This is a genomic window from uncultured Martelella sp., assembly GCF_963677965.2.
GTDB classification, from domain to species: domain Bacteria; phylum Pseudomonadota; class Alphaproteobacteria; order Rhizobiales; family Rhizobiaceae; genus Martelella; species Martelella mangrovi.
Window position 1 is genome coordinate 303,898 of the sequence record NZ_CAXXFM010000001.1, and the last position, 24,386, is coordinate 328,283.

The window sequence follows — 24,386 nt, forward strand, 5'->3', positions numbered from 1 at the left end:
GGATACCGGCTCAAGGCCGGTATGACGAAGAACGAGGGGCGAGCTTTGCAAACAAAAAAAAGCGCGGCCGCCCGGCCACGCCTTTTATCGTTTCGTACTGTCCTGAGAACAGCTCAGTTCTTCGCGGGAACCGTCAGACCTTTGACGCTGGCCGGACGCTCCGAACAGCGCTTGACCCAGGCATTGACGATCTTGAAATCGGAAAGCCGCAAAGTTTCCTCTGCATCATAGCCATTCGACAGGCCACGCACCCAGGGGAAGATCGCGATATCGGCAATCGTATACTCATCGCCCATGATGAACTGACGGTCGAGCAGCCGGCCTTCCAGAACGCCCAGCAGACGGCGCGCTTCCTTGGTGTAGCGCTCCACCGGATAGGAATTGTTGGCAACCTTGTCGGCGGCATATTTGTAGAAATGGCCGAACTGACCGAACATCGGGCCCACGCCCCCAACCTGGAACATCACCCACTGGATCGTCTCATAGCGCCCGATCGGATCGTTGGGGATCAGCCGGCCGGCCTTTTCGGCGAGGTAAAGCAGGATCGCGCCGGATTCGAACAGGCCGATGGGCGTATCGTCCGGCCCGTGCGGGTCGATAATCGCCGGGATCTTGTTGTTGGGATTGAGCGACAGAAACTCGGGCGTCATCTGATCATCGGTATCAAAGGACACACGATGCGCCTCATACGGCAGTTCCAGCTCTTCCAGAGCGATAGAAACCTTCACGCCATTCGGAGTGGGAAGAGAATAGAGCTGAATGACGTCGGGGTTTTGTGCTGGCCATTTCTGGGTGATCGGAAATGCGGACAAGCGTGGCATGGACGTTCCTGAAAAGTTATAGGGATAGGTGCGAGATGTGCAGTGCAAAAAGGAATCGCAAGCCCACACTTGTCACTTTATTGGCAAAACGGTGTCACAACGCCAAAAAAATGACGTTTTTCCGGAAACATCACTTAAAATTTACGCACGGCCCGCCTCATCGCAGGAAAAACGACACGGGTATTGGCCTGCGCCCCCTTCAGCTGCGCATCGCCGTGAGGATTTCATCAACAACCGGATCGCCCTCATGCGCGGCCTTGCGGGCCCGCACGAAACAGGCCTCCGACTTCAGGATCACGCCATCGGAGAGGATCTTCAGGTGGTTGGCCGCAAGCGTCGAACCGGTGGAGGTGATATCGACGATGATATCAGCCTGGCCGGCCATCGGCGCGCCTTCGGTGGCGCCCAGGCTTTCGACAATCCGATAGAGCTGGATACCGTGCTTGGCGGTGAAGAACTGCTGCGTCAGCCGCCAGAATTTTGTCGCGATCGCCAGCCTGCGGCCATGACGGCTGCGGAATTCGGAGGCAACGTCGTTGAGGTCGGCCATGGTGTCGACATCGAGCCAGATTTCCGGCACGGCGACGACCACATCGGCCTGACCGAAACCGAGACGGGAGACGAACTCGACGCGGGCATCGGCCTGAGCCACGTTTTCGCGCACCACATCCTCGCCTGTAACGCCGAAATCAACGGCGCCGTTGCCGACTTCACGGGAAATTTCCGAGGCCGACAGAAAGGCGATTTCGATATCCGGGCGTCCGCGCACCTGGCCGCGATAGGAGCGGTCATTGCCATTGGTCTCGACCGGGAACCCGGCCTTTTCAAGGGCCTTTTCCGCGCCTTCCTTGATGCGCCCCTTGGAGGGTAGTGCGATGGTGACGGTCATTGTTGTTCTCCGGCGCGTTCGATCCGGTCGAGCCACAGCGAAAAGCCGACGGCGGGAATATGATCACTGGCGCCAAGCAGCGTCAGCAGGCGGTCATAGCGTCCGCCACCGGCAAGCAACGCACCGCGCGCGCCGGCTTCCGCGATCTCGAACACCAGACCGGTATAATAATCAAGCGGACGGCCGAAAGCGGCGCGGTAGGTGATCGCCGCAACGTCGACATCGGCGGCCCGCAGCGCGGCTATGCGCCGCTCGAACACACCGATGGCCGCGCCGATATCGAGACCGAATTTCTCCGAAAAGGCAGCCAGTTCGGACGACGCGGCATCAAGGCCGACTTCAAGCGACAGGAATGTTTTCAGCGCTTCGAGCGCCTCGCGGTCGAGACTGGTGACCGACAGCGCCAGTTTCTCCTTCAGCCGCCGGGCAATTTCCCTGGGGCTGCGGCTGGCATTGGTGGAATAGCCGGTTTGCTGCATGGTCCGGTCGATATGATCGATCAGCCCGGCCTCGTCGCCATCGGCCAGAAACGCGGCCACGCGGCGGTCGAGCCCTGAAACCGGCTGCGGGCGGGCCAACGCCTCCAGAAGGGCTGCAAGACGGGCATGGTTGCCGAAAGCCTGGATCAGCCGCTTCTGCCAGCCGCCGGGAAGCCCGAGTGCGCGCACCACGGCTTCGAAGATCGCCTGATCGCCCAGCGTCACGGAAAAACGCGCACCCGGCAGGCAAGCGCCAAGCGTGCTCCATGCATCGGCGATGGCGCGTGCGTCTGCGGCGGCCACATCCACTGTGCCGAGGTCCTCGATACCGGCCTGAAAGAACTCGTCCGCGCCGTCCTCGCGCGCCTGACGGAACACCATGCCGCAATAGGCATAGCGCTTCGGCGTTCCGGCGTTGTCGGTGATATGGTGGCGACAGACGGGAATGGTGAATTCAGGGCGCAGGCACAGGCTTTCGCCGGTCTCGCTCTCGGTCATGAAGATACGGCGGCGCAGCGCCTCACCGGTCATGTCCAGAAACGGCGCGGCGGGCTGGATCACCGGTGTATCGGTCAGGACCGTGTCGCGCGCGGAAAAGGCGGCAAGGATGGCGCCGGCGCAATCCGGCAGGCTGGTGGAGGGCATCGTTGTCCCATCGTCATTCGAGTTTCCGCATCCGATGACCATCCTTTGCGGCAAAAGTCAACGATTGCGGCCAGCTTCAGCCCAAAACCTGCATCAGTTCGATCCGGTTGCCGAAGGGATCGTAAACATAGGTCCGCAGAAAGCCCTCAAGCGGCGCGTCCGGCTTCACCACATAACCGGCCTTTTCCACCGCCGCCGCAACCGCCGCGACATCATCGACCAGAAACGCCGGATGCGCCTTTTTCGCGGGCCGGAAATCCTTATCGACGCCCAGATGGATGCGCAGGCCATCTGCCTCGAACCAGCACCCGCCGCGCGCCTTCAGATTGTCAGGCTTTTCCACCTCCGGCACGCCAAGCACACCGGCATAAAACGCCCGCGCCTCATCTTCCCGGCCCTCGGGCATGGCAAGCTGAATGTGATGGATGGATTTGAGCATGGCCGCCCCCTCATCGCTGCTATATGTAGCACGATTGCCGGAAAATCGCGACGGACGTCGAAGCCACCGATCCCCTTGAAGGACGGCTTATCGCAGAGGGCTTTGCCGCACAGCCCCCAAATCTTCTCGCCCCGGAGGGGAGAGATGTCGCGACAGCGACAGTGAGGGGGGAACCTATCCACACGGACGCCGTCACGATTTTGAAATGCCGCTTCACCCTCACTGCCCCTTTCGGGGCATCTCTCCCGCAAGCGGGAGAGAGTATGTGGAGCAAGATCCAAGGCCATCTGCGATAGCCCTGCCCTCACGAGGGGGAGGTTGTGAGAGCCGACGCCTCCCCCGCTGAATCATCCGGCCCGACGCCGGTCCTCCGCCTGCGCTTCCAGCATCCGGCGCACCTTTTCGACCAGATCGCCTTCCGGCACGGTTTCCTGCGCCACGCGGGCCTCGCGCCATTCGGCATTGTCCTCGATTTCGCCGGACAAGCGCTTGCCCTCGATCAGGTCCTTGATCTGGACGACGCCTTCGGCGCGCTCATCGCCGCCCTGGATGATGGCGATGGGGCAGCCGCGACGGTCGGCATATTTGAGCTGGTTGCCGAATTTCTTCCAGTTGCCCTGATACATCTCGGCGCGGATGCCGGCAGCGCGCAGTTCCTGCGTCATCTTCTGGTAGCGGCCCATGGCCTCGGCGTCGCCATCCATGACGGTGACCAGCACCGGCTCGATCACCTCGGAGGTGCCGAGCTTGCCGAGGTTCTTCAGCGCCGTCATCAGCCGCGACACGCCGATGGAAAAGCCCGTCGCCGGTACCGGCTGGCCCATGAAGCGCGACACCAGCCCGTCATACCGCCCGCCGCCGCCGACCGAACCGAACACGACTTTTTCGCCCTTTTCATTGGTGACATCGAAGGTGAGTTCGGCTTCGTAGACGGGACCGGTGTAGTATTCGAGGCCACGGACGACTGAGGGGTCGATTTTGATGCGGTCGGAAAGATAACCGCTTGCCTGAACGATTTTTTCAATCATTTCGAGTTCAGAAAGGCCTTCAGTGAAACGGCCGCTATTTGCAAATCTGTCCGACAGCCGATCCTTAAGGCCGACGACTGGCACGCCATCGCTGCCCGCCTCGAGCACATCACAGACAGCAGCAGCGTCTTCTTCAACAAGTCCTGCTCCCTTGGTAAAATCACCGCTTTCGTCTTCTCGTCCTGTAGTTAGGAGTTTGAAAACGCCATCGAGGCCAAATTTGTCGAACTTGTCCATAGCCCTGAGCACCGTCAGCCGCTGCCCGGCATTCTCCTCGCCGCCGAGGCCGATCGCCTCCAGCACGCCATCCAGCACCTTGCGGTTATTCACCCGGATCACATAATCCCCGCGCGGAATGCCGAGCGCTTCCATCGTATCGGCCATCATCATGCACATTTCGGCATCCGTCTGGACGCCCGGCGCGCCGACGACGTCGGCGTCGAACTGCATGAACTGGCGGAAGCGGCCCGGGCCCGGCTTTTCGTTGCGGAATACATAGCCGGCGCGATAGGTGCGGTAGGGAAGCTGGATGTCGTTGAAATTCTCGGCGACATGGCGGGCGAGCGGGGCCGTCAGGTCGTAGCGCAGGCTCATCCACTGGTCGTCATCGTCGGTCAGCGAGAACACGCCCTCATTGGGGCGGTCCTGATCGGGCAGGAATTTCCCCAGCGCATCGGTATATTCGAACAGCGGCGTTTCCACCGGGTCGAAGCCGTAATTCTCGTAGACCGCCTTGATCTTCGCCACCATCTCTTCCGTCGCGCGGATATCGGCGGCCGAGCGGTCGACAAAGCCGCGCGGCAGGCGGGCCTTCAGTTTCTGCGGTTTCTTTTTCTTCTTGTCGCTCATGGGATCCGTGTCTCTCGGTCAAAATCTGGCGGCAGTCTTAGAAGATGCACGCCCGTGCGGCAAGGCTTTGGAACCGGAAGTCCGGCCGAAGATCAGCTTTCCAAATGCCGCGAAAGCCTTATTCTGCCCGCAACGCCACCCAAGGACGGAAAGATATGCGCTCATTCGACGAAATCCATGCCATCGCAGAGACCCGCAAGGGCGGCGCGGAAGCGGTGGAGGCAGTGCTGCAACGCCCCTCCCCCGCAGAGGAAATCCGCGCGCGGCCGGATGACCGCTATCTGTCGCTGATGACGCGCTGCATCTTCAATGCCGGTTTCAACTGGAAGGTCGTCGATGCCATGTGGCCGGGTTTCGAGTCGGCGTTTTCCGGTTTCGATATCGGCCATTGCCTGATGCTGCATGACGAGGATTTCGAGCTGCTGGTCTCAGACACCCGCATCGTCCGCCACGGCCAAAAAATCCGCGCAGTGCAGGAAAATGCCCGGTTCATTGCAGCCCTTGCGGAAGAACACGGGTCTGCGGGCGCATTCTTCGCCGATTGGCCGGCGGAGGATTATGTCGGCCTTCTGGACGTTTTGAAAAAGCGCGGCACCCGGCTTGGCGGCAATACCGGGCAGTATTTTCTGCGGTTTTCCGGTGTCGACAGCTTCGTGCTGTCGGCCAGCGTGATCAACCGGCTGATTGCCGAAGGCGTGGTCGACAAGGCGCCGTCTTCAAAATCCGCCATGGCGGCGGTGCAGGCCGCGTTCAATACATGGCGGGCGCAATCCGGCCGCTCGCTCACCGAAATCTCCCGCGTTCTGGCGGTCAGCATCGACTGAACGCTCAGGCATCGAGCGAGAAAGCCACCAGTTCGTTCGCCGCCTTGCTCAGGTGCCGTTCCTTGTGGCTCAGAAGCTGGAAAGCGCGCGACGGCAGGTCGAAATTGACCCGTTTCAGCTCGCCCGAGGCCAGCCAGGGGGCGGCGACGGCGCCCGAAATCGCCGTTGCCGCATGGCCGGACCGCACAGCCGACAACACCGCCTCGTTTGACGGCAGCACCATGACCACATTGAGATCGGCCGTGGAAATGCCGAAATCGGCCATGGCATGCTCGAACTCAAAGCGCGTGCCGGAGCCTTCCTCGCGCAGCACGAAGGCGACATTCCGGGCCAGTTCGCCGGGGGTGACCGGCCGGCCATCAGCCAGCGGATGGGTGGGCGCGACCACCACCATTAGCGCGTCGTCGGTAAGGTGCCGTTTGGCCAGAAGCGGATTGTCGAGCGTGCCCTCGATATAGCCAAGCTCCGCCTCGCCATGGGCCACCGCATCGGCCACCCGCATGGTGTTGCCGATCGACAGTTTCAGCTCGATGCCGGGATAACGCGCGTGAAAGCGCATCAGCACCTGCGGCAGCCAGTAGCTGGCAATGGTCTGGCTGGCGAACACCGAAAGCGCGCCGCGCTCCAGCCCGCCAAGCTCGCCCAGCACGCGTTCGGCGGCGCGAACCCGCGCCAGCGTCGCCCGCGCCTCGTCCAGAAAGGCCCTGCCCTCCGCCGTCAGCACGATGCCGCGCCCGACGCGATCGAACAGGGTGACGGAATAAAAATCCTCCAGCTTGCGGATGGCGCTGGAGACCGCCGACGGCGTCAGATGCAGGCTTTCGGCCGCCCGCGTCAGATGCTCACGCTCGGCGACAGCCACGAACACCACGATTTGCTCAAGCGTCATCATGGCAAAACATTCGCCTTAATCGAACGAAACGTCAATTATTATTCGATGGAAGGTTATATTTGAGCATGACATGCTTTGCGCAACACAGGATTTTCCGATGCGCATTGCACTTCAAAACGAAAACACCCATCCATGGGCCGCCCCCTTTCTGTCGCTGGCGCCCGGCATCGTGCTGTCATGCTTCGTTGCGCTGGCAGCCTTCGGGCTGGAGGCGGTCGAGGTGCATCTGACCGAACATCGCTTCGTTGAAAACCTGGTGCTCGCCATCCTGATCGGCACGGCGATCCGCTCGCTCGTCAACCTGCCGGCGGCATTCACGCCCGGGATTCGTTTCTGCGAGAAATTCGTGCTCGAGGTCGCCATCGTGCTGCTTGGCGCGTCGATCAGCATGCAGGCGCTGAAAGCGGCAGGCCCGGCGCTGGTGCTCGGCATCGTGTTTACCGTGGTTGCGGCCATCGCGATTTCCTACGGTATCGGCCGGGGCCTCGGGCTGAAACACAAGCTGGCAACGCTGGTGGCCTGCGGCAATTCCATCTGCGGCAATTCGGCAATTGCCGCTGCCGCCCCGGTCATTGATGCGGAACCGGAGGATATCGCTTCGGCCATCGCGTTTACCGCCGTGCTCGGCGTCGTCATGGTGCTGGCGCTGCCGCTGGCGCTTGTCGGGTTCGGGCTGACCGGGCCGCAATATGGCGTGCTGTCGGGGCTCACCGTCTATGCCGTGCCGCAGGTGCTGGCCGCCGCCCAGCCGGGCGGCGTGATTGCCGTGCAGACCGGCACGCTGGTCAAGCTCATCCGGGTGATGATGCTCGGCCCCGTGCTGTTCGCGCTCGGCATGAGCGCACGCGCCGCTTCCAATGGTGCGGGAGCAAAGGTGAGGCTCAGGCATATCGCCCCGTGGTTCATCATCGGCTTTGCGCTGATGATGGCGCTGCGTTCGGCCGGCGCCATTCCCGAGGCTGTTGTGCCGTCGCTGGCCCATACGTCGAATGCGCTCACCGTGCTGGCCATGGCCGCCCTCGGGCTTGCGGTCGACGTCCGCTCGCTCGGCCGCGCCGGCGGCCGGGTGATCGCCACCGCGATCCTCTCCATCCTCGTGCTGACGGCAATCGCGCTTGGCCTGATCTTCGTATTGCAGATCGGCTAAGCCGATCTGATCACGGGGCGGACCAGTTCCGCCCTCAGCCTTTCCACTTCGCCCCGGCAGCAGCAGCCTTCGAGGTGGTCGTTGACCAGCCCCATGGCCTGCATGAAGGCATAGACGGTGGTGGGGCCGACGAATTTCCAGCCACGCTTTTTCAGTTCCTTCGAAATCTTCACGGAAACCGGCGTCGTCGGATTGGCTGCAAGCGTCTGGCGGTCGACGGTTTCGGGCCGTTCGTCCGGCCCCGGTTCCCGCGCCCAGAACCAGGCGGCAAGCGAGCCGAATTCGCGCTCCATCTCGATGGCGCGGCCGGCATTGTTGATTGTCGCTTCGATCTTGCCGCGATGGCGGATGATCCCGGCATTGCCCAGAAGCCGTTCGACATCGGCTTCGGAATAGCGAGCGACCTTGTGAAAATCGAAACCGTCAAAGGCGTCACGGAAGTTTTCGCGCTTGCGCAGAATGGTCAGCCAGGAAAGCCCCGACTGAAACCCTTCAAGGCAGATCTTCTCGAACAGCCGGAAATCATCGGTGACGGGACGGCCCCATTCCTCATCGTGATAACGCAGATAATCCGGCAGATTGCCATGCCAGAAACAGCGAAGCTTGCCATCTTCGCTCGCGATCAGACCCGGTTTATCCGCCACGTATCTCTCCTGATTCCACCAAGAACAAAACAGAAACATGTTTTCGGATCATTCGCAAGGCCGCGTTTGGGAGCACGCTAGAGAAGTGCGGATATCACAATTCTGAATTGCATTTTAAGGTAATTTTAAACATACTATATTCAGGTTGCATGCAGTATAAAATCCTCTCCCAAGAGTACCGTTGCCAATGCTTTCTCCATTTTTGCAAAGAGCTTCCGTTATCCCCCTCGCTTTTGCCGCGATGGCGGGATCGGCGGGTTCCGCTGCGGCGGAGATGGCGCTTTCGCTTTACGGCGGCTATCAGTCCGCCCCGCATTCGGAAATCGATATCGATGGCGTGCGCGCATTTACCGCCGGCTGGGAAGGACGTTCCTTTACGTGGCCCGTCTACTGGGGCGCGCGCGGGACGCTGTGGCTGGATGACTATCAGATGCCCAATCTCGGCATCGCGCTCGATTTCAGTCATACCAAGGTCTATGCCGATGATGAAACGCTGGCGAAAGCAGGCTGGAGCCATTTCGAATACTCCGACGGCCTCAACCTGTTGACGCTGAACGCGCTCTACCGCTTTCCGCTGAATGACAGCAAATGGACGCCCTATGTCGGCCTTGGCGCCGGCATCAACGTGCCGCATGTCGAGGTCACCCGGCCTTCGGGCAGGACCTACGGCTATCAGTTCGGCGGGCCAACCCTTCAGGCCCAGGCCGGCCTCGCCTACAGCTTCGCCCGGAACTGGGACGCCTTCATTGAGTACAAGGCCAACTATTCCTGGGTCGATGTCGACATCGACAGCGGCGACAGCATGAAGAGCAATATCTGGACCAACGCCGTCAATCTCGGCGTCAGTTTCAGCTTCTGACGTTACGGCTGTCCAGCCGGCCCCTCGCCGTTCTCGCGCGCCGGGGCACCTTGCCGCTCGATGTTCTCCGGCCCGGTCGCGGCCGGACCATCCTTTCGCGAGAGCATGCGCCGGCCGCAGACGGCAGCCAGCGCGCCAAGCCCCATCAGAACCACGGCGAGATTGATGATCCAGCCGAAGAACCAGAGGTAGTGTGTCATCGACAGCAGAACGATGCCCGCAGCCGTCGCCAGCAGCTTGTTGGTCAACGAGGGTGCGATCGGCTTGATCCGCGACAGGATCGCCCAGGCAAAGGCATAGGCGGCCACCAGATAGGCCAGCACGCTGGCAACGAAGATCGCCAGCACCACAAAGGGAATGAAGACGATGCCGACAATCGTGATCGCCGCAACCGGCACCGCGCCCACCAGCATGGAAAGCGCCAGAAAGCCGTAGCAGAGCGACGCAAGCGGCTTAGCCATCAGCCGTGCGCGGGTTGCCTCGGTGCGTATGGGCACAAAGTTGAAGAAGATGGCTGCGACAATGACGTAGGCGATCAACGTCACCAGAAAACCGGCCAGCAGAGCCCAGAAACCGTCGTCGTGGCCAAAGGTCTTTTCATCGGCGATCTTCACCGCTTCCTTGCCTGCGGCAATTTCGGCTGCCGTGCGCACGGTGCCGTTTTCGCGCAGATCATGCAGCGCTTCGCCCGCCGCGGTCATCTGGGCCAGCGAGGAAAGCGCCGCACCGGCAACCCGCCGGTGGATGACGCGATCGGCCGCGATCACGCTTTCGGGGATTTCGATATTCTGCGGCCCGACATAGGACAGTAGTCCTGCAATCTTCGCATCGGGTCCGAAGGTCAGATTGTCGACCGCCAGCATCACATCGCCGGTGATCGTGCCGTTGATGGTGACATCCTGCGCCACCGCCAGCAGGCTGCCGGCAAGATCGGAGTCGATCTCGACCGAGCGGGCGGCAATCCGGCTGTTGCCGCCGACCGTGGCTTTCGTTTCGACCGCGACCGAATAGGCCGAGACCGACAGATCGCCGCCGACCGGACCATCGACCGCAACCCAGACACCGGCCGCATAGAGATCGCCGGAAACGGGCGCATCGACGCTGACATGACCGCCGGCGATATGGGCGTCCTTGGCCACCGGGCCGTCAAGGGAGGCTGAAAAGCCCGAGACGAAAGCGCTGCGCGGGCTGTCCGTATCGAGATTGGACATTTTCCCGCTGGCATAGGTATCGCCGCCGAAGACCATGACATCATCATCGGCAAACCCCACCGATGGTATCACTGCCAACAATGCTACAGTGAGCAGCCGTTTTGCAGTATCAATCATGATGTCCCTCTCCTGAATGCGGGGGCGACGCCACGTCCCCGGCGCCCGTCACCGCAATCATGCCGTGTCCGCAGAGAAATAGCTATCTCTGTTGACAGCCCGGTGACACGATCAACGCGTTTTATGCGGCGCTGACGGCTGCCGGCAGGCCATAATGGCCTCTGCAAGCGCGGTCATGTCGGCTTTGCGCGCATCCGAACGGCGCCAGGCAAGACCGATGGAGCGCGCCGGCATCGGGTCCGCAAAGGGCAGTATCGAAAGCGCCGTGCGCGCGGTTTCCGCCGCAATGGCCATCTCCGGTATCAGCGTCATGCCCATGTCGTTTGCAACCATCTGCAGCAGCGTGGTCATCGAGGTGGCGCCGACATTGACAATGGCCCGCCGCGGCGTGCGGGTGCACAGCGCCAGCGCCTGATCGCGCAGGCAGTGCCCCTCCTCCAGCAGCAGCAGCCGTTCGGGCGCAATGCTCGCCTGTGTCAGCGGAGAGGCCAGCACCGTCGTGTCATTGCGCGCGACGGCCATGAAAAACCGATCCTCGAACAGCTTTACGGTGGAAAGTCCGTCGCGCTCCAGCGGCAGCGCGGCAATCACCACATCGAGCGTTCCCGCCTCAAGATCATCAAGCAGCCGGTCGGTGACCGCCTCCCTCAGGGAGACCTCGGCATCGGGAAAATGCGTGTTCAGATAGGGTACGAGCCCGGGGATCAGATAGGGTGCAACGGTGGGAATGAGGCCAATGGCGAGAGGGCCTGAAAGCGGCGTGACGGACGGCTTTGCCGCCCGCTCCAGCGCAGCCATTGCCGCAAGCACCGTGCCCGCATGGCCAAGCACGCGCTTGCCCTCGGGCGTCAGCAGGACCTGCCGGCGGCCGCGCTCGACAAGCCGCACCCCCAGGTCGGCCTCCATCTCCATGATCTGTGCGGAAAGCGCCGGCTGGCTGACATTCACCGTTTCGGCGGCATGGCCAAAATGACGTTCGCGCGCCAGCGCTTCGAAATAGCGGAGTTGTTTGAGCGTTACCATAGGTTTTTCTTATCTAAAAATACAGAAATCACAATTGGAAATTATTCAAAACCAATGCGATGATTTTACTGCGTCCCCAAGTTTGCGGCACACGCCGTGAAAATGCCGTGTTTTCGGCATGACAATATGTCCAGAGAAGGAGGAAACCATGACCGACAAGAAACCGACATTGACGACCACGGCCGGCGCTGCGCTGCCGGACAACCAGAACTCGATCACCGCCGGCCCGCGCGGCGGGGTAATGATCCAGGATTATCAGCTGATCGAAAAGCTCGCCCACCAGAACCGTGAGCGCATCCCCGAGCGCGTGGTGCATGCCAAGGGCTGGGGCGCGTTCGGCACGCTGAAAATCACCGGCGACATTTCGCAATACACCAAGGCCAAGTGTCTCCAGCCGGGGGCGGAAACGCCGATGCTCGCGCGTTTTTCCACCGTCGCCGGCGAACTGGGTGCTGCAGACGCCGAGCGCGATGTGCGCGGCTTTGCCCTGAAATTCTACACCGAAGACGGAAACTGGGATCTGGTCGGCAACAACACGCCGGTGTTCTTCGTCCGCGATCCCTACAAGTTCCCGGATTTCATCCATACGCAGAAGCGCCACCCACGCACCAATCTGCGCTCCCCGACGGCGATGTGGGATTTCTGGTCGCTGTCGCCGGAAAGCCTGCATCAGGTCACTATCCTGATGTCCGACCGCGGCATCCCGGTCGACCCGACCTTCATGAACGGCTACGGTTCGCATACCTATTCGCTGTGGAACGAGGCCGGCGAACGCTTCTGGGTCAAGTTCCATTTCAAGACCGAACAGGGCCATCAGCACTACACCAATGATGAGGCCGAAAAGCTGGTCGGCAAGAGCCGCGAAACCTATCAGGAAGCGCTGTTCGAAAAGGTCGAGACCGGCCAATATCCGCGCTGGAAGCTGCAGGTGCAGATCATGCCGGAAGCGGATGCCGACAAGACATCCTATAACCCGTTCGATCTCACCAAGGTCTGGCCGCACAGCGACTATCCGCCGATCGATGTCGGTTATATGGAATTGAACCGCAACGCCGACAATTACTTCGCCGAAATCGAACAGGCGGCGTTCTCGCCGTCCAACATCGTCCCCGGCATCTCGCATTCGCCGGACAAGATGCTGCAGGCGCGCATCTTCTCCTACGCCGATGCACACCGCTACCGTCTCGGCACCCATTATGAGGCGCTGCCGGTCAACGCGCCGAAATGTCCGGTCCATCACTACCACAAGGATGGCCAGATGAACTTCTTCGGCCAGAAGACCGGGGCAACGGATGCCTATTACGAACCCAACAGCATGGGTGGCGCCGTCGAGGACAAGTCGGCCATGGAGCCGCCGCTCGCAATCGAAGGCGATATGGGCCGGTTCAATCATCGTGAGGGCAATGATGACTTCTCGCAGCCCCGCGCGCTGTTCGAGCTGTTCGATGACGGTCAGAAGGCGCGTCTGTTCGCCAATGTTGCCGCGGCCATGGGCGGCGTGCCGGGCGAGATCATCGAGCGCCAGCTCGCCCTGTTCAAACAGGTCCACCCCGACTATGAGGCCGGCGTGCGCGCCGCGCTGAAGGAAGCCCACGGCTACGAGGCCAATGCGATCTCGACCCCGGGAACGCCAAACGCGGCTGAATAGGCTCAGCCGTTGAAAACGGTCCGGAGGCCGGCGTCATCTGCGCCGGCCTTTTTTGTACAGCGATTGATCAGCGCCTACCAGCTGGCAGAAACATGTCCCTGTTTCATCCGCTGCGGACGCGACAGCGCCTTTACGCCCAGATCGATATCCGAAGACACGTCCACCGCGCTGATATTGTCGAGCGAGGCGATGATGTGATTGGAGAGCGCATTTGTCAGCGAGACAGAAGCGCCGGGACGCTTCATCAGGCCGATCTGCACCGGCGGCAGCGGCGGAAAGCCATCGGCCTGGGAAAGTACACGCATGCCGTTGCGCAGCGCCGATTCCGGCAGGATCGAGATCGCCATGCCGGCAAGCACGGCTGATGCCACCACCGTTGCCGACCAGCTGGTAAACAGAACGCGATATTCGCGATCCACGCCTTCAAGGGCAGAGATCGCCAGCTGACGCCAGCGGCAGTCGCGGCGCCCGACGGCAAGCGGCACAGGGCGGTCGATCGGCAGTGCGTGGTTGGCAGAGGCAACCCAGCACAAAGGCTCGGTGCGGACAACTTCGGAATTGCGCGTGCGCGGATTGTGGGTGACCAACGCCATATCCAGCTCGCCCCGCTTCAGCCGTTCAACCAGATCGTTGGAATCCTCGCAAACGATGTAAAGCTCGACATTGGGATGCGATTTCGCAAACCGGTTGATGATATCGGGCATGTAGCGGTCGGCATAATCATCCGGCGTGCCGATGCGGATCAGGCCTTCGAGGCGGTTGTCGTCGAAAGCCGAAATCGCTTCGTTGTTGAGCCGGATGATACGGCGCGCGTAATTCAGAAGCTTGTCGCCCTCGTCCGTCAGCCGCACCCCGCGACCATCCTTGGTAAACAGCTGTTTGCCGATCCGCTCCTCAAGCCGGCGCATCTGCATCGACACGGCCGACTGGGTCTTGAACACCTGTTCTGCAGCACGTGTGAACGACCCGTTGTCCACGATGGAAACGAAGGTCTGAAGCTGATCGATATCCAAAGGCGCAACCATAAAACCACCCATCAACACTATTGATGTTTGATATTAGAAACATTCGTTGGACTGATCAATAAGGAATCACCATTTTGTCAAACAACGAAATGAGCATTCCATTGGCAGCGCAACGCACCCTGGCATGAATCGGGTGGCAGCAGCACGTTTTTTTCGGTTTGCTCACATTTGGCCGGACGCAGGCGCACCGAAACGTGCGTGGAGGGAATGCAGCCGGAACTGTTTACCAGGCCGCAACCACAATGGGAGCGGCCGACCGAAGGAGGCGACGATGTCGTTGATTGAAAGAGCGTCTGAAAGCCGGTCCCTGGCGCACCGGTCCCACTTCTGGATAGAAGGACTGCGCGCGTTTCGCGCCGCTGTCGCACGCTTTTTGAGAAACCGTTCGGCCATCCGCTACATGAACGAGATGGACGATGCTCTTTTGAAGGATATCGGCCTTGACCGCGCCGAAGTCGAGCGCGCCTACATGAGCACCGTCAAGGAAGACCCGATGGTGGAACTGCAGCAGGCAGCCAGCAACCGCGCCCAGCGCATGGTGCTCTGAAAGCCGGCCGTTGACGGCAGGCGGGCTTTATGCCCGTCCGGTTCTGCGCATCCGACATCGCCGGTATTGCGCATTGCTTTTGAAGATTTGACGTCGGTTTGAAGGTCGTATTCCCAACCACGGCCGGAGATAAGCGTCATTTTCCCCGCAGAGTGGTTCAGCCTTCACTCTGCATTTTGCCCGGAAACTCATGTTTCCGGGCTTTTTTGTTCGCGCGTGTCCGGCTGCCAGAGTTCGAGGGGATTGCCCTCGGGATCGTGAATGCGCGCGAAGCGACCGACACCGGGCATATCCCAATCCGGATTGGTGATCACCGCAATACCCGCCGCCCGCAGACTGTCGCAGAGCCCGTCGAGGTCGTCGGTACGCAGGTTGAGCATGAAGCCGCGATCTTCCGGAAAATAATCGGAATCGGCCGGAAACGGCGCAAACACCGAAGGGCCGGATGCCGTCTCCCAGCTTCCGTAGGGCACCGAGCCAACACCGAGATGTTCGGCATACCAAGCGCGCAACGCCTCCGGATCGCGCGCCCGGAAAAAGAAACCGCCAATCCCTGTAACACCCATCGCAAAGCCTCCGCTCAAAGCCATACGCGGTGACTATAGACCGGCAACAGGTGCCTGTCCTTTGGAAATTAACGGTTGTTCAGCAACGGTTTTCGGGAAGGCCAGCTTCCGGCTCTTTGCCCCGACTTCTAGTATTGAAATTCAGCAAACAGCGGATCGACCGAGCCGTTCCAGCGGCCGTTATAGAGCGCGAGAAGATCCTCTGCAAAGGTCGCCTTCTTGGCGATGATCTCGTCAAGCGTCATCAGGAACACCGCCTCGCTCTGGCCGCTGGCATTGAGATTGTTGCGGGCTTTCAGCCCCGCCCGCGCGATCTCGATCACATCGCGACCGACATCAAGCAGCGAACGTCCGCCGATTTCGGCCTTCAGCGCAAGACGGGGAACCTCGTCACGCAGGCGGTGGATATCGGCAATCGACCAGTCCGCCGTCAGTTGTTCAGCCTGATCCATGGCGCCCGCATCATAAAGCAGGCCGACCCAGAAGGACGGCAGCGCACAGATGCGCCGCCAGGTGCCGCCGTCAGCGCCGCGCATTTCCAGAAAACGCTTCAGCCGCACATCGGGAAACAGCGTCGAGAGGTGATTGGTCCAGTCGCCCATGGTCGGCTGCCATGCCTCGATCTCGCCCTTCAATGCACCGGCCATGAACTGGCGGAAGGTGATGTCGGTGCAGTCGCGATAGCGCCCGTCGCGAATGATGAAATACATCGGCACGTCCAGTGCCCATTCGACATAGCGCTCGAACCCGAAGCCGGGTTCAAAGGCGCAGTCGAGCAGGCCGGAACGGTTATTGTCGGTATCGCGCCAGATATCGCCGCGCCACGACAGCAGCCCGTTCGGCTTTCCCTCAGTGAAAGGCGAGGACGCAAACAGCGCGGTTGCCAGCGGCTGCAGCTTTTGCGACAGCGCCATTTTGCGGCGCATGTCGGCTTCCGAGGAGAAATCGACATTCACCTGGATCGTGCAGGTCCGATACATCATGTCGAGGCCCTGGCTGCCGACTTTCGGCATATAGCGGGTCATGATTTCGTAGCGCGATTTCGGCATGCGCGGGGTTTCTTCAAGACGCCATTTCGGGCTGCCGCCGACACCGAGGAAACCGATCCCCATAGGTTCGGCAACGGCGCGCAGCACCGCCAGATGCCGGTTCGATTCGCGACAGGTCTCGTGCAGGGTCTTCACGGCGGCGCCCGAAAGCTCGAACTGGCCGCCCGGTTCCAGCGAGATCGCGCCCATGCCGGCGGGTTCGGCAAGACCGATGATATTGTCGCCATCCTTGATGGCATCCCAGCCGAGTTTTTCCTTCATGCCCACCAGAATGGCGGAAATCGAGTGCTCGCCCGCATAGGGAACCGGCGAATTATCGGCCTTGAAGAAAGGAAATTTCTCATGCTCGGTGCCGATCCGGAATTCGGCTTCGGGCTTGCAGCCGGTTTCCAGATAGGCAGCGAGTTCTGCCGTGTCGGTGATCGGCGTGTCGTCGGAAGTGTCACGGGCCATGGAAGCGTCCTCGATATCAAATGCCGGTTCGGGCCGGTCGTCCCCGCTATTGGCCCGGTTTTTCCGGACGATCAAGTCAATTTCCTTGATTGGGGCGTAAATGCACGTGGACGTGACCCGTTTGTGTGCGCGCCGATTTCACATCCAGTCGCCGATTGTCGCCTGAATGACGGCAAGGGCGGCAACGGCAGCGGTATCGGCCCTGAGAATGCGCGGACCAAGCGGTATCGGCGTCACAAACGGCTGCGCCCGCAACAGAGCACGCTCATCATCGGAAAAACCGCCTTCCGGGCCGATCAGCAGCGCCAGTTTTTTCTCCTGAATGCCCGCAAGCGCGGTTACCGGGTTCTGGTGCGCGTCAGCCTCGTCGCAGAAGATCAGCCGCCGCCCGTCGTCCCAGTTTTCCAAAAGGTCTGAAAGCTTCACCGGTTCTTCCAGTTCGGGAACGGCGAGCACGCCGCATTGCTCGGCAGCCTCGGCAATATTGGCCCGTAGCCGCTCTGGTTTTGCGGGCTTGCCCTGAACATGCTGTGTCAGAACGGGCTGAATGCGCCCTGCCCCCATCTCGACGGCTTTTTGCACCATATAGTCCATCCGCCCGACCTTCAGCGGGGCGAACAGATAGGTCAGGTCGGGCAAAGGCGGCTGCGGGCGGGTTTGCTCGATCGGCTCAAGCACGATCTTCTTGCGGGTCGGATAGGAAAGCCGCGATAACCACTCCCCGTCACGCCCGTTGAAGAGCAGAAGCTCGCTTCCCTCGTCGGCACGGATGACATGGGCGAGATAATGGAACTGATCCTTGTTGGCTTCAAATTGTGCGCCGACGGAAAGTTCGGCATCCACGAAAAGGCGCTGCAGTTTGTAATTGGCGCGCATAAAGGCTCCCGCGATTCGAATGCGGGTAGCCTAGTACAAATTATACCGGATCAGAATCCCCGGACAGCAGGAAACCTCAGCCGTCGAGACGGTTGATGAAATCGATCAGCAGGGTTTTCAGTTCGCTTTCCTGCACCAGTTCGGCCGCTTTTTCCGGCGAGGTCCATTTGCGCGTGCGCTCATCGGCTTCGGGATATTTCGATTTGGCCTTGCGCACCCGCAGCGGAAACAGATCGACGATACAGGGAACCGACGTGCCATTGTCGAGCCGTTTCAGGTAGGAAAAATTTCCCAGCGGCTTTTCCGAGACCTTGCCCCGGATGCCGGCCTCCTCGAATGCCTCCTGGGCGGCAACTTCATGCGGGGCCTTGTCGGCCATCGGCCAGCCTTTTGGCGTCACCCAGCGCCCGGTATCGCGGCTGGTGATCAGCAGAACCTCGATCGCGGTCTTCTTTTTGGTTTTCGTGAGCCTGTAGCAGAGGGCGGCATATTGCTGGCGGGCTTCGCGCATGGTCTTGTTGGCAGCCAACCTGTTGTCTGATGGCATTTCCCGCTGTTTTCCTTCCGGACATCATGCCTGCTGAAGCACAGACTGGATATCCTGCAAATTTGATAAAAGATGTTTCTATCACAGCTTGCACAGGCCGTAACGACCGGCAGGTGAAGCTTTTGTGAAATTTCGGTTTCGCCCGGCAAAATCATCCCGCCGCGCCGCCGCCGGGACAGGGCATCGCGGAACTTTCCGCCAGCGACGCCGTTTTCATTTCAACATGTGACCTTGAGGAAAGGAAAAACGATGCTTGAGTGGATACTGATATTGCTGATTATCGCAGCAGTTGCGAGCCTTCTGGGATTCCGCGGCGTGGCAGGCCTTTCGGCCGGCATTGCGCGTATCCTGATCTTTATCGTCCTTGTCGTTATCCTGATCTCGCTTGTCACCGGCATACTGATCGTGGCCTGACGCGACACCTCACGCCCCCTTGTCCCAATAGGATGCGGGGGCGTAGAGCCTTGCCAGAAAATCGATGAACAGCCGCACTTTCTCGGGCAGGAAATTGCGACTCGGATAGACTGCGAAAAGCCCGACATCGTCCGGGCTTTCATAATCGGGAAGGATCTGAACCAGCCGTCCCTCGGCAAGCTCCGGCCCGATATCCCAGGTGGAGCGCAGTGCAATGCCCATGCCCGCCAGCACCGCTTCGCGAATAACCTCGCTCGAATTCGTGACGAGACGGCCTTCCGGCCGCAGCGCGACCGGCCCCTCGGGCCCTTCCAGCTTCCAGTGTTCGCCGTTATGCGCCGGCAGGCAGACATGGTGGTCAAGTGCGGCCAGCGTTTCCGGCTGTCCCATGCGCGCGACATAGGCGGGCGCGGCACAAAGGACACGCCGGACGGGCGCAAGCTTGCGCGCCACCAGCGTGCTGTCGCTCAGCTCGCCGATGCGGATGGCGACATCGAAGCCTTCCGCGACGATATCGACGAACGAGTCGTTCAAAAGCAGCTCGATCTGCAGCGCCGCGTGGGCATTCATGAAGGTGGCCAGATGAGGCGCAATATGCATGCGCCCGAAAGATGTCGGCGCGGAAACGCGAAGCCGGCCACGGACAGCCGACGTGCGCCCCTCCACAAATGCCTGCGCCTCCTCCGCGCCGGCCAGAACCGGCAGGATACGCTCATAATAGCCGCGGCCGGTTTCCGTCAGCATCACCCGGCGGGTGGTCCGCTGCAACAGCCGCGCGCCAAGGCCGCTCTCCAGCCGCTTGATGCTCTTGGAAACGACGGCGGGCGACAGGCGCAATTCCTGCGCCGCTTCGGTCATGCTGCCGGTTGCCGCCACACGGGCAAATATCTCGATATCGCTGAGGTTCATAGTTTTCGCCATTATTTCCATTTTGGAACAAGTGTTAGCATTTGTCTTGCTCTACAGCCAGTGTTAGAACGCGACAGGAGATCGAAACGGCCGGAATGGCGTTTCCTGTTATGCGGAGGTGAGCCCTTGTCAGGCGCAATTGCGTTCAGCACGCCAAAGGCTGAAATTCTGGCGCGGCGGGACGAGATTATTTCCGATCTGCAAGCCCTGCTGCCCAAGGACGCGCTGGTTAGCGAGGGGCGCGAACTGGTGCCGTTCGAGACCGACGGTTTCATTGCCTATACCCGCGTGCCGCTGGCTGTCTGCCTGCCGGAAACCACCGAGCAGGTGGCCAATGTGCTCGCCTATTGCCATGAAAACGGCATTCCCGTGGTCCCGCGCGGGGCGGGCACCTCGCTTTCGGGCGGCGCCATCGGCCAGGAGGATGCGATCATCCTCGGGCTTTCGCGCATGAACCGCATTCTCGACATCGACCTGCCGAACCGCGCGGCCGTGGTCCAGGCCGGCGTCACCAATATCGCCATTTCCGAAGCGGTAAGGCCCGAGGGCTTTTTCTACGCGCCCGATCCAAGCTCCCAGCTTGCCTGCACCATCGGCGGCAATATCGGCATGAATTCCGGCGGCGCCCATTGCCTGAAATACGGCGTGACCACGAACAACCTGCTCGGCGTCAAACTGGTGCTGATCGACGGCACTGTGGTCGATCTCGGCGGCAAGGCGCTCGATTCCGGCGGCTACGACCTGATGGCGCTGGTCTGCGGGTCCGAAGGCCAGCTCGGCATTGTCACCGAGGCGACCGTCCGGCTGCTGGCAAGCCCGGAAGGAGCGCGGCCCGTGCTGTTCGGTTTCCCGACCTCGGAACAGGCCGGCGCCTGCGTCACCGATATCATTGCCGCCGGCATCATTCCCGTCGCCATCGAATTCATGGACAAGCCGGCAATCGAGATCTGCGAGGCGTTTGCCAAGGCCGGTTATCCGCTGGATGCCGGCGCGCTGCTGATCATCGAGGTCGAGGGGTCGGAAGCCGAGATGGAGGCGATGCTGGCCGAAATCGTCGCGATTGCCGAACGCCATGCCGTGATGGCGATCCGCCGCAGCCAGTCGGCAACGGAAGCCGCACTGATCTGGAAGGGCCGCAAATCCGCTTTCGGCGCTACCGGGCGCATCGCCGACTATATCTGCATGGACGGCACCGTGCCGCTCAGCCAGTTGTCCTATGTGTTGCAGAAGACCAGCGAGATCACCGACCGCTACGGCCTGCGCGTCGCCAATGTGTTTCACGCCGGCGACGGCAACATGCATCCGCTGATCCTCTACAACATCAACGACCCGGAAGATGCCGCGCGCGCGGAAGAGGCGGGCGCTGAAATTTTAAAACTCTGCGTCGATGCCGGCGGCTGCCTGACCGGGGAACATGGCGTGGGCATCGAAAAACGCGATCTGATGCGCCATCAATATTCCGACACCGACCTGCGCCAGCAGATGGCGGTGCGCGCGGCTTTCGACCCGGACTGGAACCTGAACCCGTCCAAGGTTTTCCCGCTCGAGGGACGAGAATGACTGAGAGACTGACACCTGAAAGCGAGGCAGAGGCTGCCGGCATCATTGCCCGTCACTTCGAAAGCGGCGTGCCGCTTGCCCTTTGCGGCGGCAATACCCGGGCTGGCTTCGGCAATCCGCCACAGGCTGCAATCAGCCTGTCGTCCTCAGCGCTTTCCGGCATTGTCGCCTACGAGCCATCCGAAATGGTGATGACGGCGCGGGCCGGAACGCCGCTTGCGGAAATCGAGGCTGCGCTGCACAAAAACGGGCAGTTCCTGGCCTTCGAGCCGATGGACCATCGCGGCATCATGAATACCGAAGGCACGCCGACGATCGGCGGGGTATTTGCGGCCAATGTTTCCGGGCCCCGCCGTTTCGCGCTGGCGGGGGCGGCACGCGACCATCTGCTCGGCGCACGGTTCGTGAATGGCAAGGGCGAATGCATCAAGGCCGGCGGCCGGGTGATGAAGAATGTCACCGGCCTCGATCTGGCGCGGCTGATGGCCGGTTCCCACGGCACGCTCGGGTTCCTGACCGAGGTGACCTTCAAGGTGCTTCCCGCCCCGAAGGCCGCCGCGACCATCGTGGTTTCCGACCTCACCGATGATGACGCCATCGCCCTGATGGCGGCCGCCATGGCGCTGCCGCTGGAAGTTTCGGGTGCTGCCCACCTGCCCTACAGTGTCCGCTCCGCGTTCCTCTCCGGCGCGCTTCCAGGCGACAGCGCCACCTGCCTGCGGCTGGAAGGCCTGCCGGAATCGGTCGCCGTGCGGGCTGAAAAGCTGAAAGATTATGCAAGCGCGCTCGGGCCGGTCTTCGAACGCGACGGCTCCGACACGAAAACATTGTGGCGCGAGATCCGCGATGTCGCGCCCTATGCCGAAAAATCGCTGCGGCCGCTCTGGCGTGTCAGCGTCGCCCCGTCCGAGGCCGCAAAACTTGTTGCCGCCCTCCGCCTCGAAGCGGCTGTCGATGCGCTTTACGACTGGCAGGGCGGTCTCATATGGATGCGCATGGATGGCGCACCGGAAGCCGAGCGGGTGCGCGCGCTCGTCAAGGCGCATGGCGGCGGGCACGCAACGCTGGTGCGGGCCGATCCGCAAGCGCGCGCCGCAATTCCCGCTTTCGAGCCGCAAGCACCGGCAATCGCGGCACTTTCAGCGCGGATAAAACAGAAACTCGACCCCAAGGGGATATTCAGCCCCGGCAAGATCAACACCGAGGAGATGGCAGCATGAGCGACCCCGAAACGACACCGCCCCCACGCTTTGGCGATGGATGGATGGACCCGACCAAGAACAACGTCATCCTGATCTATATCCTCTATCTGGTCAGTTGCGTGATCTTCATCGCCGGCATCATCGGCCTGATTTCGGCTTACATGAACCGGGACAAGGCCGAGGACTGGCTGAAGACCCACTATACCTGGGCAATCCGCACCTTCTGGATCGCGCTTCTGTTCTCGGCGATTTCCTTCGTGCTGACCTTTGTGCTCATCGGCATTCTCGGTTTTGTCGCAACGGGTGTCTGGGTCATCGTCCGCGTGATTGTCGGCCTGCAGAAGGTCAACCGTTCCGAGCCGATCGAGCGCCCGGAAAGCTGGCTGGTCTAGGCAGCCGCCATGCAGACCCGTTTTTCAGACGAGCAGCTCGCCGATCCGAAGGTCGCCGAAGCCGAATCCATCCTGCGCAAATGCGTGCATTGCGGCTTCTGCACGGCGACCTGCCCGACCTATGTGACGCTCGGCAACGAGCTGGACAGTCCGCGCGGGCGCATCTACCTGATCAAGGATATGCTGGAAAACGGCCGGCCGGCGGATGAGGAAGTGGTTACCCATATCGACCGCTGTCTGTCCTGCCTGTCCTGCGTGACCACCTGTCCCTCGGGCGTCGATTACATGCATCTGGTCGACCATGCCCGCGCCCATATCGAAGAGACATACAAGCGGCCGTTCATGAACCGCTTCACCCGCGCGGTTCTGGCCGCGGTCCTGCCCTATCCCGCCCGTTTCCGCGCAGCACTTTCGCTGGCAAGGCTCGGGCGGCCGTTTGCGGGGCTTTTCGGCCGCGTTTCCGCGCTGAAGCCGTTTGAGGCAATGCTGAAACTGGCGCCGGCGCGCCTGCCGCCCGCATCTTCCGTTTCAAAGCCCGCCACCCATGCGGCAAGCGCCGAAAAACGCGGCCGTGTGGCGCTGCTGACCGGCTGTGCCCAGTCGGTTCTCGACCCGGCGATCAACGAGGCGACCGTCAGGCTTCTGACCCGGCTCGGCATCGAAGTGGTGGTGCCGGAGGGCGAAGGCTGTTGCGGTTCGCTGGTCCACCATATGGGCCGCGAGGAACAGGCGCTTTTCGAGGCCCGGCGCAATGTCGATGTCTGGTGTCGTGAAATCGATGCTGGCGGGCTCGATGCCATCATCATCACCGCATCGGGCTGCGGCACCACGATCAAGGATTACGGCCACATGCTGGCGCGCGATCCCGCCTATGCCGAAAAAGCCGAACGGGTCTCCGCGCTGGCCAAGGACATCACTGAATATCTGACCACGCTCGACCTTGCCGAACAGCAGCGCAAGGACATGACCGTCGCCTATCACTCCGCCTGTTCGATGCAGCATGGCCAGCAGATCAAGGCCGGTCCGAAACTGCTGCTGGAAGCGGCCGGCTTTAGCGTGCGCGAACCGGCGGAAGGCCATCTGTGCTGCGGCTCGGCGGGCACCTACAACATCATGCAGCCGGAAATTTCCGCCAAGCTCAAATCCCGCAAGGTGAAGAATATCGAAGCTGTGAAACCGGACATCATTGCCACCGGCAATATCGGCTGCATCACCCAGATTGCCTCGGGCACCGCCGTGCCGATCCTGCATACGGTGGAACTGCTGGACTGGGCTTATGGCGGCGAGAAGCCCGAAAAACTGAAAGCGCTGAAACGCTCCGCCTGAAGCGG

General features: G+C 61.3%; 25 protein-coding genes. 10 read left to right on the forward strand and 15 right to left on the reverse strand.

What is annotated here, in order from left to right; translation table 11 throughout:
• Window positions 1-113: 113 nt before the first annotated feature.
• The 5 genes from ACHZCU_RS01665 to hisS form a co-directional block, all read right to left on the reverse strand.
• A complete protein-coding gene (locus ACHZCU_RS01665) occupies window positions 114-821 on the reverse strand; it encodes a glutathione S-transferase C-terminal domain-containing protein (protein WP_319517381.1) in 708 nt (235 codons plus the stop codon).
• Between the two features lie 199 nt (window positions 822-1,020).
• Complete coding sequence (gene hisG / locus ACHZCU_RS01670) at window positions 1,021-1,710, reverse strand: ATP phosphoribosyltransferase (protein WP_106310200.1); 690 nt, start codon at window positions 1,708-1,710, stop codon at window positions 1,021-1,023.
• Window positions 1,707-2,834, reverse strand: coding sequence for an ATP phosphoribosyltransferase regulatory subunit (locus tag ACHZCU_RS01675; protein WP_319517382.1), 1,128 nt, complete (start codon window positions 2,832-2,834; stop codon window positions 1,707-1,709). Before ACHZCU_RS01675 ends, hisG begins: the two co-directional genes overlap by 4 nt.
• 76 nt (window positions 2,835-2,910) lie before the next feature.
• On the reverse strand, window positions 2,911-3,273 hold the full coding sequence (locus tag ACHZCU_RS01680) for a VOC family protein (RefSeq protein ID WP_319517383.1): 363 nt from the start codon (window positions 3,271-3,273) through the stop codon (window positions 2,911-2,913).
• Between the two features lie 347 nt (window positions 3,274-3,620).
• A complete protein-coding gene (gene hisS, locus ACHZCU_RS01685) occupies window positions 3,621-5,150 on the reverse strand; it encodes a histidine--tRNA ligase (RefSeq protein WP_319517384.1) in 1,530 nt (509 codons plus the stop codon).
• A 155-nt stretch (window positions 5,151-5,305) separates the two neighbouring features.
• On the opposite strand from hisS, the gene ACHZCU_RS01690 reads away from it, so the two are divergent.
• Window positions 5,306-5,974 carry a DNA-3-methyladenine glycosylase I gene (locus ACHZCU_RS01690; protein ID WP_319517385.1) on the forward strand — a complete coding sequence of 223 codons (669 nt, stop codon included), beginning with the start codon at window positions 5,306-5,308 and terminating at the stop codon, window positions 5,972-5,974.
• A 4-nt stretch (window positions 5,975-5,978) separates the two neighbouring features.
• On the opposite strand, the gene ACHZCU_RS01695 is transcribed toward ACHZCU_RS01690, so the two are convergent.
• Window positions 5,979-6,866 (reverse strand): LysR substrate-binding domain-containing protein, encoded by an 888-nt coding sequence (locus ACHZCU_RS01695; protein WP_319517386.1) that lies wholly within the window; start codon window positions 6,864-6,866, stop codon window positions 5,979-5,981.
• A 97-nt stretch (window positions 6,867-6,963) separates the two neighbouring features.
• On the opposite strand from ACHZCU_RS01695, the gene ACHZCU_RS01700 reads away from it, so the two are divergent.
• Entirely contained in the window at window positions 6,964-8,013 is a 1,050-nt protein-coding gene (locus ACHZCU_RS01700; RefSeq protein WP_319517387.1) for a putative sulfate exporter family transporter, read from the forward strand.
• Here the strand turns inward: ACHZCU_RS01700 and ACHZCU_RS01705 are convergent.
• A complete protein-coding gene (locus ACHZCU_RS01705) occupies window positions 8,010-8,657 on the reverse strand; it encodes a DNA-3-methyladenine glycosylase I (protein WP_319517388.1) in 648 nt (215 codons plus the stop codon). The genes ACHZCU_RS01700 and ACHZCU_RS01705 overlap by 4 nt on opposite strands.
• 187 nt (window positions 8,658-8,844) lie before the next feature.
• Between ACHZCU_RS01705 and ACHZCU_RS01710 the strand changes: the two genes are divergently transcribed.
• Window positions 8,845-9,516 carry an outer membrane beta-barrel protein gene (locus ACHZCU_RS01710; RefSeq protein ID WP_319517389.1) on the forward strand — a complete coding sequence of 224 codons (672 nt, stop codon included), beginning with the start codon at window positions 8,845-8,847 and terminating at the stop codon, window positions 9,514-9,516.
• A gap of 2 nt (window positions 9,517-9,518) precedes the next feature.
• On the opposite strand, the gene ACHZCU_RS01715 is transcribed toward ACHZCU_RS01710, so the two are convergent.
• Complete coding sequence (locus ACHZCU_RS01715) at window positions 9,519-10,844, reverse strand: hypothetical protein (RefSeq protein ID WP_319517390.1); 1,326 nt, start codon at window positions 10,842-10,844, stop codon at window positions 9,519-9,521.
• Between the two features lie 111 nt (window positions 10,845-10,955).
• Window positions 10,956-11,867 (reverse strand): hydrogen peroxide-inducible genes activator, encoded by a 912-nt coding sequence (locus tag ACHZCU_RS01720; protein ID WP_319517391.1) that lies wholly within the window; start codon window positions 11,865-11,867, stop codon window positions 10,956-10,958.
• Window positions 11,868-12,015: 148 nt separating this feature from the next.
• Between ACHZCU_RS01720 and ACHZCU_RS01725 the strand changes: the two genes are divergently transcribed.
• Window positions 12,016-13,515 carry a catalase gene (locus ACHZCU_RS01725; protein WP_319517392.1) on the forward strand — a complete coding sequence of 500 codons (1,500 nt, stop codon included), beginning with the start codon at window positions 12,016-12,018 and terminating at the stop codon, window positions 13,513-13,515.
• Window positions 13,516-13,589: 74 nt separating this feature from the next.
• Here ACHZCU_RS01725 and ACHZCU_RS01730 read toward each other — a convergent pair whose 3' ends face one another.
• Entirely contained in the window at window positions 13,590-14,540 is a 951-nt protein-coding gene (locus ACHZCU_RS01730) for a LysR substrate-binding domain-containing protein (protein ID WP_106310357.1), read from the reverse strand.
• Between the two features lie 271 nt (window positions 14,541-14,811).
• Between ACHZCU_RS01730 and ACHZCU_RS01735 the strand changes: the two genes are divergently transcribed.
• A complete protein-coding gene (locus ACHZCU_RS01735; RefSeq protein ID WP_181190833.1) occupies window positions 14,812-15,087 on the forward strand; it encodes a DUF1127 domain-containing protein in 276 nt (91 codons plus the stop codon).
• Between the two features lie 188 nt (window positions 15,088-15,275).
• Here the strand turns inward: ACHZCU_RS01735 and ACHZCU_RS01740 are convergent, their stop codons facing one another.
• The 4 genes from ACHZCU_RS01740 to ACHZCU_RS01755 form a co-directional block, all read right to left on the reverse strand.
• Window positions 15,276-15,653: a VOC family protein gene (locus tag ACHZCU_RS01740; protein ID WP_319517393.1), complete on the reverse strand. Its 378-nt coding sequence runs from the start codon at window positions 15,651-15,653 to the stop codon at window positions 15,276-15,278.
• A gap of 128 nt (window positions 15,654-15,781) precedes the next feature.
• Window positions 15,782-17,155, reverse strand: a complete 1,374-nt coding sequence (locus tag ACHZCU_RS01745; protein WP_319517394.1) for a glutamate--cysteine ligase — start codon at window positions 17,153-17,155, stop codon at window positions 15,782-15,784.
• Window positions 17,156-17,293: 138 nt separating this feature from the next.
• Complete coding sequence (locus ACHZCU_RS01750) at window positions 17,294-18,031, reverse strand: 16S rRNA (uracil(1498)-N(3))-methyltransferase (protein ID WP_319517395.1); 738 nt, start codon at window positions 18,029-18,031, stop codon at window positions 17,294-17,296.
• A 76-nt stretch (window positions 18,032-18,107) separates the two neighbouring features.
• Window positions 18,108-18,578, reverse strand: a complete 471-nt coding sequence (locus ACHZCU_RS01755) for an NUDIX hydrolase (RefSeq protein WP_319517396.1) — start codon at window positions 18,576-18,578, stop codon at window positions 18,108-18,110.
• A gap of 249 nt (window positions 18,579-18,827) precedes the next feature.
• Between ACHZCU_RS01755 and ACHZCU_RS01760 the strand changes: the two genes are divergently transcribed.
• Window positions 18,828-18,992 carry a DUF1328 family protein gene (locus ACHZCU_RS01760; protein WP_106310149.1) on the forward strand — a complete coding sequence of 55 codons (165 nt, stop codon included), beginning with the start codon at window positions 18,828-18,830 and terminating at the stop codon, window positions 18,990-18,992.
• 9 nt (window positions 18,993-19,001) lie between these two features.
• Here the strand turns inward: ACHZCU_RS01760 and ACHZCU_RS01765 are convergent, their stop codons facing one another.
• Window positions 19,002-19,913, reverse strand: a complete 912-nt coding sequence (locus tag ACHZCU_RS01765) for a LysR family transcriptional regulator (protein ID WP_319517397.1) — start codon at window positions 19,911-19,913, stop codon at window positions 19,002-19,004.
• 114 nt (window positions 19,914-20,027) lie between these two features.
• Here ACHZCU_RS01765 and ACHZCU_RS01770 point away from each other — a divergent pair, with 114 nt between their 5' ends.
• The 4 genes from ACHZCU_RS01770 to glcF are packed head-to-tail and all read left to right on the forward strand — an operon-like array spanning window position 20,028 to window position 24,381.
• The gene (locus ACHZCU_RS01770; RefSeq protein WP_319517398.1) at window positions 20,028-21,461 is read left to right on the forward strand and encodes an FAD-linked oxidase C-terminal domain-containing protein; all 1,434 of its coding nucleotides are present in this window, start codon (window positions 20,028-20,030) and stop codon (window positions 21,459-21,461) included.
• A complete protein-coding gene (gene glcE / locus ACHZCU_RS01775) occupies window positions 21,458-22,681 on the forward strand; it encodes a glycolate oxidase subunit GlcE (protein WP_319517399.1) in 1,224 nt (407 codons plus the stop codon). Before ACHZCU_RS01770 ends, glcE begins: the two co-directional genes overlap by 4 nt.
• Entirely contained in the window at window positions 22,678-23,055 is a 378-nt protein-coding gene (locus ACHZCU_RS01780) for a DUF4870 domain-containing protein (RefSeq protein ID WP_319517400.1), read from the forward strand. The genes glcE and ACHZCU_RS01780 overlap by 4 nt, the downstream gene beginning before the upstream one ends.
• Before the next feature lie 9 nt (window positions 23,056-23,064).
• Window positions 23,065-24,381, forward strand: coding sequence for a glycolate oxidase subunit GlcF (gene glcF, locus ACHZCU_RS01785; protein WP_319517401.1), 1,317 nt, complete (start codon window positions 23,065-23,067; stop codon window positions 24,379-24,381).
• The last annotated feature ends 5 nt before the right edge of the window (window positions 24,382-24,386 follow it).